Origin of the sequence: Conexibacter sp. CPCC 205762 (genome assembly GCF_030646155.1) — a bacterium.
In the GTDB taxonomy this organism is placed as follows: Bacteria; Actinomycetota; Thermoleophilia; order Solirubrobacterales; family Solirubrobacteraceae; genus Conexibacter.
This window is the reverse complement of the sequence record NZ_JAUTDN010000039.1, coordinates 1-13,790: the sequence shown is the minus strand read 5'-3', so window position 1 is coordinate 13,790 and position 13,790 is coordinate 1. Positions and strand designations below refer to the sequence as shown.

Annotated in this window: 14 protein-coding genes; 4 read left to right on the top strand and 10 right to left on the bottom strand. The window is 70.7% G+C overall.

All coding sequences use genetic code 11. The annotated features are described in order from the left end of the window. Positions 1 to 69: 69 nt before the first annotated feature. From Q7L73_RS22975 to Q7L73_RS22945, 7 genes are all read right to left on the bottom strand, one after another. Positions 70 to 1,122 carry a rod shape-determining protein gene (locus tag Q7L73_RS22975; protein ID WP_304692612.1) on the bottom strand — a complete coding sequence of 351 codons (1,053 nt, stop codon included), beginning with the start codon at positions 1,120 to 1,122 and terminating at the stop codon, positions 70 to 72. 159 nt (positions 1,123 to 1,281) lie between these two features. Next, positions 1,282 to 1,851 carry a nucleoside triphosphate pyrophosphatase gene (locus Q7L73_RS22970; RefSeq protein ID WP_304692637.1) on the bottom strand — a complete coding sequence of 190 codons (570 nt, stop codon included), beginning with the start codon at positions 1,849 to 1,851 and terminating at the stop codon, positions 1,282 to 1,284. Positions 1,852 to 1,856: 5 nt separating this feature from the next. Further along, entirely contained in the window at positions 1,857 to 2,261 is a 405-nt protein-coding gene (ndk, locus tag Q7L73_RS22965) for a nucleoside-diphosphate kinase (protein WP_304692614.1), read from the bottom strand. Positions 2,262 to 2,310: 49 nt separating this feature from the next. Next, positions 2,311 to 2,826, bottom strand: a complete 516-nt coding sequence (locus Q7L73_RS22960) for a zinc ribbon domain-containing protein (protein WP_304692616.1) — start codon at positions 2,824 to 2,826, stop codon at positions 2,311 to 2,313. Between the two features lie 115 nt (positions 2,827 to 2,941). After that, on the bottom strand, positions 2,942 to 3,070 hold the full coding sequence (locus tag Q7L73_RS22955) for a hypothetical protein (RefSeq protein WP_304692618.1): 129 nt from the start codon (positions 3,068 to 3,070) through the stop codon (positions 2,942 to 2,944). Continuing rightward, positions 3,070 to 4,332 carry a folylpolyglutamate synthase/dihydrofolate synthase family protein gene (locus tag Q7L73_RS22950; protein ID WP_304692620.1) on the bottom strand — a complete coding sequence of 421 codons (1,263 nt, stop codon included), beginning with the start codon at positions 4,330 to 4,332 and terminating at the stop codon, positions 3,070 to 3,072. The genes Q7L73_RS22955 and Q7L73_RS22950 overlap by 1 nt, the downstream gene beginning before the upstream one ends. Beyond that, positions 4,329 to 6,896 (bottom strand): valine--tRNA ligase, encoded by a 2,568-nt coding sequence (locus Q7L73_RS22945; protein ID WP_304692622.1) that lies wholly within the window; start codon positions 6,894 to 6,896, stop codon positions 4,329 to 4,331. The genes Q7L73_RS22950 and Q7L73_RS22945 overlap by 4 nt, the downstream gene beginning before the upstream one ends. Before the next feature lie 177 nt (positions 6,897 to 7,073). Between Q7L73_RS22945 and Q7L73_RS22940 the strand changes: the two genes are divergently transcribed. Together Q7L73_RS22940 and Q7L73_RS22935 are read left to right on the top strand one after the other, a co-directional pair. Then, positions 7,074 to 7,418, top strand: a complete 345-nt coding sequence (locus Q7L73_RS22940; RefSeq protein WP_304692624.1) for a helix-turn-helix domain-containing protein — start codon at positions 7,074 to 7,076, stop codon at positions 7,416 to 7,418. Then, positions 7,405 to 7,902 (top strand): nucleotidyl transferase AbiEii/AbiGii toxin family protein, encoded by a 498-nt coding sequence (locus Q7L73_RS22935; protein ID WP_304692626.1) that lies wholly within the window; start codon positions 7,405 to 7,407, stop codon positions 7,900 to 7,902. Before Q7L73_RS22940 ends, Q7L73_RS22935 begins: the two co-directional genes overlap by 14 nt. Here the strand turns inward: Q7L73_RS22935 and clpX are convergent. The 3 genes from clpX to tig form a co-directional block, all read right to left on the bottom strand. Further along, positions 7,899 to 9,179 carry an ATP-dependent Clp protease ATP-binding subunit ClpX gene (gene clpX / locus Q7L73_RS22930; RefSeq protein ID WP_304692628.1) on the bottom strand — a complete coding sequence of 427 codons (1,281 nt, stop codon included), beginning with the start codon at positions 9,177 to 9,179 and terminating at the stop codon, positions 7,899 to 7,901. The genes Q7L73_RS22935 and clpX overlap by 4 nt on opposite strands. A gap of 41 nt (positions 9,180 to 9,220) precedes the next feature. After that, on the bottom strand, positions 9,221 to 9,805 hold the full coding sequence (gene clpP / locus Q7L73_RS22925) for an ATP-dependent Clp endopeptidase proteolytic subunit ClpP (RefSeq protein WP_304692630.1): 585 nt from the start codon (positions 9,803 to 9,805) through the stop codon (positions 9,221 to 9,223). A 216-nt stretch (positions 9,806 to 10,021) separates the two neighbouring features. After that, positions 10,022 to 11,476: a trigger factor gene (gene tig, locus Q7L73_RS22920; protein ID WP_304692632.1), complete on the bottom strand. Its 1,455-nt coding sequence runs from the start codon at positions 11,474 to 11,476 to the stop codon at positions 10,022 to 10,024. Positions 11,477 to 11,708: 232 nt separating this feature from the next. Between tig and Q7L73_RS22915 the strand changes: the two genes are divergently transcribed. Next, positions 11,709 to 12,200: a carbonic anhydrase gene (locus Q7L73_RS22915; protein ID WP_304692634.1), complete on the top strand. Its 492-nt coding sequence runs from the start codon at positions 11,709 to 11,711 to the stop codon at positions 12,198 to 12,200. 176 nt (positions 12,201 to 12,376) lie between these two features. Further along, positions 12,377 to 13,711, top strand: a complete 1,335-nt coding sequence (locus Q7L73_RS22910) for a cytochrome P450 (RefSeq protein WP_304692636.1) — start codon at positions 12,377 to 12,379, stop codon at positions 13,709 to 13,711. Positions 13,712 to 13,790: the final 79 nt, after the last annotated feature.

Below are 13,790 nucleotides of genomic sequence, written 5' to 3'. Positions count from 1 at the left end.
GGCGTACTTGTCTGTCATACACGGGTCGCGTGTCTCCAAGGGGGTTGAAGCTCCTGCGCGGCTGGCCATCTAGTAGCGCCGGCGCCGGTTGTTCTTCGAATTCTTGTGCGAGCGGTGGATGGCTTCGAACTCCTCCAGCGAACGGCCGGACCCGACCGCCACGCACGTCAAGGGAGATTCCGCCAGGTGCGCGGGCATCTGCGTCTCGTGACGCAGCCGCTCGTCGAGGCCCTGCAGCAGCGCACCGCCGCCGGCCAGCATGATGCCGCGATCCATGATGTCGGATGCGAGCTCGGGAGGAGTGCGGTCGAGCGTCTCCTTGACCGCGTCGATGATCTGCGAGATCGGCTCCTCGAGCGCCGCGCGGATCTCCTCGCTGGTCAGCACGACCGTCTTCGGCAGGCCGGAGACCATGTCGCGACCGCGGATCTCGGCCTGCACCTCCTCCTCCATCTCGAAGGCGGAGCCGATCTCCAGCTTCACTTCCTCGGCCGTCTGCTGGCCGATCAGCAGCTTGTACTCGCGCTTGACGTAGTTGATGATCGCCTCGTCCAGCTCGTCGCCGCCGACGCGGATCGACTGCGAGACGACGATGCCGCCGAGCGAGATGACGGCCACCTCGGAGGTGCCGCCGCCGATGTCGACGACCATCGAGCCGGTCGGCTCGCCGACCGGCAGGCCGGCGCCGATCGCGGCCGCCATCGGCTCCTCGATCAGGTAGGCCTGGCGCGCGCCGGCCGACAGGCAGGCCTCCTCGACGGCGCGCTTCTCGACTCCGGTGACGCCCGACGGGACGCACACTACGACCCTCGGGTGCGCCCACCGGTTCTGGTGCACCTTCTGGATGAAGTGACGCAGCATCTCCTCCGTCACCTCGAAGTCGGCGATCACGCCGTCCTTCAGCGGGCGGATCGCGGAGATCGTGCCGGGCGTGCGCCCGAGCATCCGCTTCGCCTCGATCCCGACCGCGTGCACCTCGCCGGAGCGCGAGTCGACGGCGACCACCGACGGCTCCGACAGCACGATGCCGCGGCCGCGCACGTAGACGAGAGTGTTGGCGGTGCCGAGGTCGACGGCCATGTCGCGGCCGCCGAACCCGGTCAAGTAGCTGAAGATGCCCATGAGGTAAGGAGGGGGAACGCGGTCGGGGGCCCCTGGGTGCGCCGGATCCCGGCGGTCGGCTGCGGGGCCCCGTCCCGGCGGGGAGTGTAGCGGACGCGTGATCCCGGCCTACGGCGCGATCGTGCCGTTGCTGGCACGAAGACGCTGCAAATCACGGCTTCAGACGGCTTCTTGCAAGAGCGCTGGCAGCAGCTCCAGCAGTGCCGCGACCGGCAGGCCGACGACGTTGAGGTAGTCGCCGTCGATCTCGGCGATCAGGGCGGCGCCGCGCTCCTGGATCGCGTAGCCGCCGGCACGTCCCTCCCACTCGCCCGTCGCGACGTACCAGTCGAGCGTCGTGTCGTCGAGCTGGCGGAAGCGCACGCGCGTCTGCGCGAGCGCCGTGCGGGGCGTCGCGGCAGCCGGGTCGACGACCGCGATGCCGCTCAGCACGTGGTGGTCGCGGCCGGCGAGCGCGGCGAGCGTGCGGCGCGCGTGCGGCGCGTCGTCGGGCTTGCCGTGGATCTCGCCGCCGATCACGACGATCGTGTCGACGCCGAGGATGGTCTGCCCCGCGGCGACGACCGCGGGATCGCCCGCCAGCGCCGTCGCCTTGCGCAGCGCGTTCTCGACCGCGACGACCGCCGGGTCCCCGGCGGCCAGCTCCTCGACGTCAGCCGGACGGACCGCGAACGGCACGCCCAGCTGCGTCAGGATCGCTCTCCGCTGGGGAGAGCGGGATGCGAGCAGGAGTCTCAGAGGTTGGGGAAGAAGATCGCGGCCTCGCGCGCGGCCGACTCGTCCGAGTCGGAGCCGTGGACGAGGTTCTGGCCGACCTCGGTCGCGAGGTCGCCGCGGATCGAGCCGGTGGCGGCCTCGAGCGGGTTCGTCGCGCCGATGATCTGACGGGCGGCCTTGACGGCGTCGTTGCCCTCCAGCACGGCGGCGACGAGCGGGCCCGACGTGATGAACTCGACCAGCTCGCCGAAGAAGGGGCGCTCCTTGTGCTCGGCGTAGTGCGTCTCGGCCGTCGCGGCGGTCAGCGTCTGCTTCTCCAGCGCGACGATCGAGAGGCCCTTGCGCTCGAAGCGGGCGAGGATCTCGCCGGTCAGGCCACGTGCGAAGGCGTCCGGCTTGACCAGGATCAGGGTCCGGCTCATCGGTAGCAATGCTCCTTGGGAATGTTCGGTGCGGGAGGGTGCTGCTCTGCTATTGCGTCGGCTCGGCGATGTCCTCGACACGCCGGCGTCGCGTGCGCCGCGGGTTCGCGGCGGCGGTCGACTCGACCTCGGTCTCGCAATAGGGGCAGACCTTCCACATCGGGTCGAGCGGCTTGCCGCAGCTGCGGCACGGGTCCTTCAGCTTGCGCATGCAGTTCGGGCAGCGCAGGAAGTCCTTCTCGACCTCGAAGTCGCAGTGCGGGCAGAGGTGGTAGCCCAGCTGCGCCAGGCGGGCCTCCGCGGCCTGCATCTCCAGTTCGCGCTCGCGCACGTCGTCGAGGTACTCCGGCGGCCGCACGATCATGTAGACGAGCGTCCCGACGAGCGGGAACAGCGACGCAGCCGTCGCGCAGCCGATCAGCATCGGATCCTCGATCCGCCGCCGGGCGTCCGCGAACGTCCAGTAGAGCAGGGCGATCCAGAGGACGATGAGGAAGAGGAGCACGAGGTTGACAGCCAGGTTGAGGCTGTCGTTCTCGATGCCGAAGATTGCGAACGGGGTCATGAGTGCGGGCTGAGTTTAGCCGGGGTCCGGTTGCGGGGGCAGCACGTAGGCGCATCCAGACGATTCGCTGACCATCGCGAACCTCCTGCAAAGCGGCGCGTCGGATGCGCGCCGATCACGCCAGGAACATCTTCCCGAAGAAGTAGCCGATCGCGAAGAAGACGAGGATCACGACCGCGACGATCACGGCGACGAGGCCGATCATCGGCAGGAACTTCGGCGGCGGACGGTCTTCGGCGGCCATCAGAGGATCGAGGCGCTGCGCTGCCCCGCGGGCCGCAGCAGGTCGGCGATGAGGTAGATCGAGCCGGTCGCGAGCACGACGCCGCCGGCGCCGGCCAGCTCGCGCGCCCGCGCCAGCGCGGCGCGCGGGTCGGAGACCAGCTCGCTCGGCGGGCCGCCGAGCTGACGCGCCAGCGACGCCAGCGTCGCCGGCGGCAGCGCGCGCGGGCTGTGGTTGCGCGTGAAGACGACCTGCTCGCAGCGGGGCAGCAGCGCCCTCAGCATCTCGGCGGCGTCCTTGTCGTCGAGCACCGACAGCACCGCGACGAGGCGACGGCCGGCGGTCAGCTGCGGCAGCGACTCGGCGATCGCGTCGAAGCCTGCGGGGTTGTGGGCGCCGTCGAGCAGCGTCAGCGGCTCATGGCCGACGACCTGCATCCGTCCCGGGACTAGCACAGCCGCGGCGGCGGCACGCACGGCGGCGAGGTCGAGCGGGATCCCGGCGATCTCCAGGTAGGCGGCCGCGGCGGTCCGCGCGAGCGCGAAGTTGCGGCGCTGGAAGGTGCCCGGCGCGGCGACCTCGACGCCCGGCTCGGCCGTCGCCTGGATCAGCTTGGCGCCGTGCCGCTCGGCCGCCAGCTGCGCCTCGTCGAGCGCGTCGGGATGCAGGTCGGGGCCGATCACGAGCGTCGCGCCGTCGCGCACGACGGCGAGCTTCTCGCGCGCGATGTCGCGCACCGTCGGACCGAGCCAGCGGGTGTGCTCCAGCCCGACGTTCGTCAGCACCTGGACTCTGCTGGGCAGCACGTTGGTGGCGTCCCAGCGGCCGCCGAGGCCGGCCTCGATCACGGCGACGTCGACCGCGCGCGCGGCCAGCTCGCTGAAGGCGGCGGCGGTCAGCGCCTCGAACTGGGTGACGGTGTCGTCGCCCTGCTGCGTGCGGTCGACCAGCGCGGCCGCGTGGGCGGCGCGCTGGACGGCGGCCGCGAACGCCTGCGGATCGGCGTCGCGGTCGTCGATCCGCACCCGCTCGGTGAACGAGACGAGGTGCGGCGACAGGTAGGCGCCGGCGCGCAGGCCGTGGCGCTCGAGGATCGCCGCGATCATCCGCACGGTCGAGGACTTGCCGTTGGTGCCGACGACGTGGACGGTGTCGAAGCGGCGCTCCGGCTGGTCGAGCGTCGTCATCAGGCGGCGCATCCGGTCGAGCCCGAAGCGCATGCCGAACAGCTCGAGGCCGAGCAGGTAGCGCTCGGCGTCGTCGAGGGTCCAGGCTCCGCTCACAGCGCAGCCAGCTCCTCGCGCAGCGACGCCAGCTTCTCGCGCTCGGCGTCGACGACGGCCGGCGGCGCCTTCGCGACGAAGCCGTCGTTGGAGAGCTTGCCCTCGCAGCGCTTGATCTCCGCCTCCAGCGTCTTGCGGCGCTCCGCCAGCTTTCTCTCGGCGGCGCCGAGGTCGACCGCGTCGCTGGCGAAGATCGCCACCGCGCCGCCGGGGATCGCCACCTGCGCCACCGGCTGCTCGCCGAACTCCGCCGGGTCGCTCAGCTCCAGCCGTGACAGGCGCGCGACGTGGGCGGCCGTCTCGCCGTAGCCGTCGGCGTCGATCCGCGCCGGGATGCGCGCGCCGGCCGGCGCGCCGACCGAGTCGCGCCAGCCGCGCAGCGCCTGCACCGCCTCGATCGCCTCGGCGATCGCGCGGTCGGCGCCGGGGTCAGCCGCGCTCGCGTCCGCGGGGGTCGTCTGACGGGCCGCCAGCAGCCCCTTCGCGCCAGGCACGTGCGACCAGATCTCCTCGGTCACGAACGGGATCACCGGATGCGCGAGCTGGAGCGTCTCCGTCAGCACGTGCAGCAGCGTCGCCTCGAGGTCCGTGCGCTCCTCGCCCTCGGCCTCGTAGAGGCGCGGCTTGACCAGCTCCAGGTACCAGTCGCACAGCTCGCCGTAGACGAAGTCGTAGAGCGCCAGGACGGCGTGCGAGAAGTCGTACGCCTCGATCCGCTCCTCGACCTCGGCCTGCGTGCGCGCGAGCCGCGAGAGGATCCAGCGGTCCTCGACGGCGCGCGGCTTTGGCGCGGCGGCCGGCGGCGCGTCGCTGACGCGCGTGAGGATCAGCCGCGAGGCGTTCCACAGCTTGTTCGCGAGCTGCTGGCCCTGCTGGACCTTCTCGGCGCTGTAGCGGACGTCCTGCGAGGAGGACATCGCCAGCAGGCCGAAGCGGACGCCGTCGGCGCCGTGCTGGCCGATCTCGTCGAGCGGGTCGATGCCGGTGCCGAGCGACTTCGACATCCGGCGGCCGTCGGGCGCCTGGATGACGGAGTGGATGTAGACGTCTCTGAAGGGGATCTCGCCGACGAACTCGAGGCCCATCATGATCATCCGCGCCACCCACAGGAAGAGGATGTCGCGCGCCGTCGAGAGCACGTCGGTCGGGTAGAACGCTCTCAGCTCGGGCGTCTGCTGCGGCCAGCCGAGCGTCGCGAACGGCCACAGCGCGGAGCTGAACCAGGTGTCGAGCACGTCCGGGTCGCGCTCCCAGCCGTCGCCCTCCGGCGCGGTCGTGCCGACGTAGGTCTCGTCACCGCGGTACCAGACGGGGATCTGGTGGCCCCACCACAGCTGGCGCGAGACGCACCAGGGGCGGATGTTCTCCATCCAGTCGAGGTAGACGCGGGTCCAGCGCTCGGGATGGATTCTGACGCGCCCGTCCTTGACCGCGTCGATCGCCGGCTGCGCCAGCTCGTCCATCCGCATGAACCACTGGAGCGAGATCAGCGGCTCGATCCGCTCGCCGGAGCGATGCGAGAACGGCACCACGTGCGGGTACTCCTCGGTGCGCGCGAGCGCGCCCTCCTCGCGCAGCGCCGCGACGATCGCGTCCTGCGCCTCCTTGATGCGGAGGCCGGCGAAGCGCTCGCCGGCACCTTGAGTCATGCGGCCGTCCTCGCCGATCACCGTCAGCTCCTCGAGCCCGTGGCGGCGGCCGATCTCGAAGTCGTTCGGATCGTGGCCGGGCGTGATCTTGAGCGCGCCGGTGCCGAACTCGGGCTTGACGTAGTCGTCGGCGATGATCTTCAGACGGCGGCCGACGAGCGGCAGCACGGCCTCCTCGCCGATCAGGCGGGCGTAGCGCTCGTCGTTCGGGTTGACCGCGATCGCCGTGTCGGCCAGCATCGTCTCGGGACGCACGGTCGCAACCGTGATCGAGCCGTTGCCGGAGGCGAGCGGGTAGTCGACGTAGAAGAGCGTGTCGACGACCTCGCGGTCCTCGACCTCCAGGTCCGAGATCGCCGATCTGGAGCCGGGATCCCAGTTGACCATGTAGTTGTCGCGGTAGATCAGGCCCTTCTCGTACAGGTCGACGAAGACCTTCAGGACCGCCTCGACGTAGCGCTCGTCGAGCGTGAAGCGCTCGTCGTCGTAGTCGAGCGAGGCGCCGAGCCGCTGGAACTGGCCGATGATCGTGTTGCCGTACTGCTCGCGCCACTGCCAGACGCGCTCGGTGAAGGCCTCGCGCCCCACCTCCTCGCGACTGGTCCCCTCCCCTCTGAGCCGTCTCTCGACCTGCTTCTGCGTCGCGATGCCGGCGTGGTCGGTGCCGGCGATCCACTTGGCGCGCGTGCCGCGCGCGCGGTTGAAGCGGATCAGCGCGTCCTGGATCGACCCGTTGAGCGCGTGCCCCATGTGCAGCGCGCCGGTGACGTTCGGCGGCGGGACGGCGATCGAGTAGTTCTCGTCGGCCGTGCCCTCCGGCTCGGGGTGGAAGAGGCCGGACTCGAGCCAGCGGCGCAGGATGCGCGGCTCGGCCTCGGCGGCGTCGTAACGGGTCTTGGTCTCCAGCTCAGACATGTATGGCCGGAAGTGTATTGCGGCGCGCCGATTCGACCGCCGCAGGTCGCCGGCCGACCCGGTTGCGCCGCCGCACCTCGCCGCCCGCTCCCGCTCTGCCGTGCCTCTCGCCACATTTGTATTGCATCAAAGGCATATGCTGTAGACGCTATGCCTGCCCCGAGAGAGCATGTCGCCATGACACCGGCCGCCCTCGTTCGCGACGCCCGCCGCAGCGCCGGCCTCACCCAGGCCCAGCTCGCCGAGCGCCTCGGCACGACCCAGCCTGTGATCGCCCGCCTCGAACGAGCCGACGCGAACCCCACCTTCGAGACGGTCCAGCGGGCGCTCGACGCCGCCGGCTTCGAGATCGAGCTGCGCGCAACGCAGCGCAGCGCGCTTCCCGAGGTCGACGAGTCGCAGATCCTGGCCCGACTGCGACTGTCGCCGGCGGAACGGCTGCGTACGTTCGAAGCGTCTCATCGCAACCTCGCCGCGATGCTCGCGGCCGCGAGACGGGTGCCGCGCGATGACCTCGACTGATTTCAGACCGAGCTTCATCCTCGGCCTGCTCACCACACATGGCGTCGACTTTGTCGTGATCGGCGGCGTCGCCGCAATGCTCCACGGCTCTGGGCGCAACACACACGATCTCGACATCTGCTTCGCCCGCGATGACGCCAACCTGACCGTGCTCGGCCGCGCGCTCATCGAATTGGAGGCGAGACTGCGGCGCGTGGACGACGACGTGCCGTTCGTCCCCGATGGCGCGACGCTGAGACGCGTGCAGACGCTCACGATGGACACGAGCGCCGGCGAGTTCGACATCCTCGCGAGACCGGACGGATCACCGCCGTACGCGCGACTGCGGCAGAACGCCGAGCGCTACGACCTCGGCGCCTTTGCCGTGCTCGTGGCGTCGATCGACGATCTGATCGCGATGAAGCGCGCCGCCGGCCGGCCCAAGGACCGGGCCGACATCGGCGAGCTGCAGGCGATAGCGCGCCTGCGCGGGAGCGGCGGTTAGGCCGACTCTTCGCGCAGGCCGTCGCTGCCGGTGTCGTCGTCGACGGCCTCGGTGACGAGTGTCGGCGAGAGGCCCTTCTCGATCGTCTCCTTGGTCACGACGCACTTCTTCACGTCGCGGCGGGAGGGCAGCTCGAACTGGACCTCGAGCAGCACCTCTTCGATGATCGAGCGCAGGCCGCGGGCGCCGGTCTCGCGCTCCAGCGCCTTGTCGGCGACCGCATGGAGCGCCTCGTCGGCGAAGACCAGCTCGATCCCGTCGAACTGGAAGAAGCGCTGGAACTGCTTGACGAGCGCGTTGCGCGGCTCCGTCAGGATCGTCATCAGCTCGTTTCTGGAGAGCTGATGGACGGCCGACATCACCGGCAGGCGGCCGATGAACTCGGGGATCAGGCCGTAGTGGACGAGATCCTCCGGCAGGCAGTCCGCGAACGTGTTGCCGAGGTCGCGGTCGGCCTTCGCGTTGATCTCGGCGCCGAAGCCGATGCCCTGGGCCCCCACCCGTCGTTCGATCACCTTGTCGAGGTTGGCGAACGCGCCGCCGCAGACGAACAGGATGTTCGTCGTGTCGATGGTGAGGAACTCCTGGTGGGGATGCTTCCTACCGCCCTGCGGCGGCACCGAGGCGGTCGTGCCCTCGAGGATCTTCAGCAGCGCCTGCTGCACGCCCTCGCCGGAGACGTCGCGCGTGATCGACGGGTTGTCGGCCTTGCGGGCGATCTTGTCGACCTCGTCGATGTAGATGATCCCGGTCTCGGCCTTCTTGACGTCGTAGTCGGCCGCCTGGATCAGCTTCAGGAGGATGTTCTCGACGTCCTCGCCGACGTAGCCGGCCTCCGTCAGCGCGGTCGCGTCGGCGATCGCGAACGGGACGTTGAGGATCTTCGCCAGCGTCTGCGCAAGCAGCGTCTTGCCGCAGCCGGTCGGGCCGAGCAGCAGGATGTTGGACTTCTGCAGCTCGATGTCGTCGTCGTCCGACTGCATCATCTGCACGCGCTTGTAGTGGTTGTAGACCGCCACTGACAGCGTGCGCTTCGCCGCTTCCTGACCCACGACGTACTCGTTGAGCACGTCGTAGATCTGGCGCGGCTTCGGCAGGTTCTCGATGTCGAAGGTCGGCGGGGCCGTCAGCTCCTCATCGATGATCTCGTTGCAGAGATCGATGCACTCGTCGCAGATGTAGACGCCAGGGCCGGCGATCAGCTTCTTCACCTGCCGCTGCGACTTGCCGCAGAAGCTGCACAGAAGCTGTTCGTTGGAATCTGTCGGTCGCGCCATATCGGTCACTCCCCCGGGATCGGCACCTGCACCGGAATACCTTAGTGCTGCGTGATCACGCGGTCGATGATCCCGTAATCCCTCGCCTCTTCCGAGCTCATGAAGTAGTCACGCTCGGTGTCCTTCTTGACCTCTTCGACCGGCTTGCCGGCGTGGAAGGCGATGATCTCGTCGAGGCGACGACGGATGTCGATGATCTCTCTCGCGTGGATCTCGATGTCCGTCGCCTGGCCCTGGAAGGACGAGGAGACCTGGTGGATCAGGATCTTGGCGTTCGGCAGCGCCATGCGCTTGCCTCTCGCGCCGCCGGAGAGCAGCAGGGCCCCCATCGACATCGCGATGCCGACGCAGATCGTCTGCACGTCGGGCTTGATGAACTGCATCGTGTCGTAGATCGCGAGACCCGCGTACACGGAGCCGCCCGGCGAGTTGATGTAGATCGAGATGTCCTTGTCGGGATCCTCTGACTCCAGGTGGAGCAGCTGAGCCACGATCAGGTTCGCGATCTGGTCGTCGACGGGCGTGCCGAGGAAGATGATGCGCTCGTTGAGGAGGCGCGAATAGATGTCGAAGGCGCGCTCGCCACGAGACGTCTGCTCTACGACCATCGGTACCAGGGGGCTCATAGTCCTCGCTTTGTTTCGCTTCCTCGGCTCGAATCCTTCCGGGGAGAGCCGAGTGCTCTGACGCCCGTCCGGTTGGGCGAGTCTAGCAACCGGTTTCGAGCGGCTTTCCAGGTCTGCAGGAGTTGGTCGCAAAGCTGCGCACGCAGGCGCGCAGCGACCGGCGCGCCGGCCCTCGGGACCGGCGCGCGGAAGCGCTCGGGCGTGGCCCGCAGCGCGTCAGTCGTCGGCTCTCGCCGCTCTTCTCGCTCTCGCTCTGGCGGCTCTTCTCGCCGGAGCTCTTCTGGCCGCGGCTCTCGCTCTGGCCGCTCTTCTGGCGGGCGCTCTTCTGGCGGCCGCGTCGTCGGCGTCGGCGGGCTCGTCGTCGGCCTTCGCGACCGGCGTGGCGGCCTCGACGATCAGGTCGAGCGCCTTCGTCGTCGCGACGTCCTCCTTGAGGGCGTCGACGTTGCCCTGCTTCTTGACGCGCTCCAGCAGCTTGGCGCCGGTCGTTCTCTCGTGCGACGCGGTGTGCTCCAGCGCGGCGGCGAGCTCCTCGTCGCTCGGCTCGATCTGCTCGGCGACGACGATCGCGGCCAGGACGGCGTCGCGCTTGAGCGCCTGCTCGGCGTCGGGCTTGGCCTCCTCGAGGATCTCCTCCTCGCTTCTGCCCGACATCTGCAGGTAGGCCTCTCTCGAGATGCCACGCTGGGCGAGCGTGAGCGCCGTCTGGTCCCACAGCTCTCTCGCGCGCGCCTCGGTGAGCGCGTCCGGCACGTCGACGGTCGCCTGCGCGACGACGGCGTCGAGGACCGCCTCGCGGAACTCGTTCTCGATCGCCTGGCCGTCCTGCTCGACGATCCGTCTGCGGATGTCGTCCTTCAGCTCGTCGAGCGTGTCGAAGCCGGCGGCGTCGGAGGCGAGGTCGTCGTCGATCTCGGGCAGGACTCTCTCGCGCACCTCCTTCACCGTGAGCGCGAACTGCGCCTCTCTGCCGGCGAGGTGGTCGGCGCCGTAGTCGGCCGGGAAGGTGACGTTGATGATCCGGTCCTCGCCGGCTCTGGCGCCGGCGAGCTGCTCCTCGAAGCCCGGGATCAGGCGGCCGGCGCCCAGCTCGATCAGCTGGTCGCGCCCCTCGCCGCCCTCGAAGTTCACGCCGTCGATCGAGCCGACGTAGTCGGCGACGACGAAGTCGCCCTCGCGCGCCTCGCGCTCGGCCGTCTCGAGTCTGGCGAGGTGCTCGCGCAGGTGCTCCAGCTCGTGCTCGACGCGGTGGTCGTCGGCGACCGCCTCGCGGCGGCCGACCTCCAGGCCCTTGTAGTCGCCGAGCGTCGCGACCGGGCGAACGCCGATCTCGACGCTGAACGACAGCGGCTGGCCCTGCTCGGGCATGTCGCCGAGATCGACGTCCGGCTCTCCGACCGGGTGGATCTTGGCGGCGTCGACGGCCTGGGAGTACCAGCCGTTGATCGAGCTGCGGATCGCCTCGTCGAGGACGTAGGGACGACCGACGCGGCGGATCACGACCTGCGCGGGGATCTTCCCCTGACGGAAGCCCGGGACGCGCATGTCGCGGGCCAGCTGCTTCGCGGCGCGGGCGAGACTCTTCTCGACCTCGGCGGCGGGGACTTCCGCCTCGACGCGGACGCGCGACTCGGGCAGCTCGGTGACGGTGGTCTTGAGGGCTTCAGGCATGTGGCCGCGAACGATACCGTGGGCGGATGATCTCCAGGCTACTCGCGCGCCTCGTGACCGGTCCCGCCGGCTTCTTCGTCGCCGGCGCGATCGATCTCGGCGCCGCCTGGGGCGGTTGGGCGCTCGCGCGTGGGCGTGCGCGCGCCCGCGCGCGCTTGCCGTTCAAAGCCAGGTAAGCCTCCCGTTTTTCTTCTATTTTGGGGACGCCACCGAGCGCGACGACGGAGGTCGCATGAGCGTCACCGATGAGCTGCTGCGCAGCGCCGAGGACCGTATCTCCGACCATGCCCACGCGGAGCTGGACGCGATCCCGCGCCGCCGCGTCGCGGTCGTCACGTGCATGGATCCGCGGATCGACCCGGCCGCGCTGCTGGGGCTGTCGCCGGGCGACGTGCACGTGCTGCGCAACGCCGGCGGCGTCGTCACCGACGACACGATCCGCTCGCTCGCGATCTCGCAGCGCAAGCTCGGCACGGAGGAGGTCGTCCTGATCCACCACACCGACTGCGAGCTGCAGGAGCTGGACGACGACACCTTCCGCGACCAGATCCGGCGTGAGACGGGGATCAAGCCGAGCTGGTCGGCGGAGGCGTTCCACGACCTCGATGCCGACGTGCGCCAGTCGATCGCGCGCGTCGAGGCGAGCCCGTTCCTGTCGCAGACGGCGCTCGTGCGCGGCTTCGTGCTGGACGTGCGCTCGGGGCGGTTGCGGGAGATCTCGTAGGCCGGCGCGGCGCGGGCGTCGGGCGCGGCACGGGCGTCGGACGCGGCACGGGCGTCGGGCGCGGCGCGGGCGTCGGACGCGGCACGGGCCTCGGGCGCGGCACGGCGCGGCGCCCGCTCGGGGCGACGCGGGGGTTCCCGCTTGGCTGGCTGGCCAGCTTGGGGGATGATGCCGGGATGGGCACAGCAACGCTCGATCCGACCATCACCGCCCTGCCGACGCCGCCGCGGCGCGCGCCGGCGCGCGGCTCGAAGCTGCCGCCGCTGGTGCAGATCGCGCAGATCGCGCGCGACCCGATCGGCGCCGGGCTGCGCGCGCACGCCCGCTTCGGCGAGCCGTACGCGATGCGCGTGCCCGGCTTCGCGCCGTCGCTCGTCTTCAGCTCGCCCGAGCTGGTGCGGCAGGTCGTGACGGGCAGACCGTCGTCGTTCCTGGCCGGCGTCGCGAACAGACCGCTGGCGCCCGTGCTCGGCCGCTGGTCGCTGCTGACGCTCGACCGCGCGCCGCACATGAGCCAGCGCAAGCTGCTGCTGCCGCCGTTCCACGGCGAGCGGCTGCGCGACCTGGCCGAGCGCGAGGTCGCCGGCTGGCCGCTCGGACGGCCGTTCCGGCTCGATCACCAGCTGGAGCGGCTGACGCTGGAGGTGATCCTCGACGTCGTCTTCGGCATCTCCGACGAGGGGCGCAAGGACGCGCTGCGGCGGCTGCTGCCGCCGCTGGTCGCGTCGAGCCGGCGGGTCGTCTTCTGGGGGCCGCTGGCGAACTTCGACCTCGGGCCGATCCGGCTGCGGCAGACGTTCCTCGCCCGACAGGCGGCGGTCGACGAGCTGCTGCGGGCGGAGGTCGCGGCGCGACGGCGTGAGCCTGCCGCCGTGCTCGACGCGCGGCGCGACATCCTCTCGATGCTCGTGCAGGCGACCCACGAGGACGGCTCGCCGATGGGCGACGAGGAGCTGCGCGACGAGCTGATCACGCTCGTGATGGCCGGCCACGAGACGACCGCGACAGCGCTGACGTGGGCGGTCGACCTGCTGCTGCGCAACCCGGCCGCGCACGCGCGCATGCGGGCGGCGGGTGCCGAGGGCGACGCCGAGTGGGTCAACGCGCTCTGCCAGGAGGTGCTGCGGATCCGGCCGGTCGTGCCGTTCGTCGCGCGCGTGCTGAGCGAGCCGGCGCGGATCGGCGACGTCGACTGCCCGGCCGGCATCGCGCTGACCGCCTCGATAGCGACCACGCACCACCGGCCCGATGTCTTCCCGTCGCCGTCGCTCTTCCGGCCGGAGCGGTTCCTCGGCGACGAGGCGCCGCCCTCGTATGCCTGGCTGCCCTTCGGCGGCGGCGTGCGGCGCTGCATCGGCGCGTCGTTCGCCCAGTTCGAGATGGCGACGATCCTGCGCGTGCTGGCGCGCGCCGACGTCCGCCTGGCGGTCCGCCGCCCCGAGCCCGTCCGCGCGACCGGCGTGACGCTCGTGCCCGGACGCGGCGTGCGCCTGGTGCGCGAGCACGCGTAGGGGCGAGCCGCCTCGCGGGGCGGCGGCGCGGCGGGCCGCGGCGGAGGCGGCGCGGCGGGAGCGGCACGGCGGCGCGGCG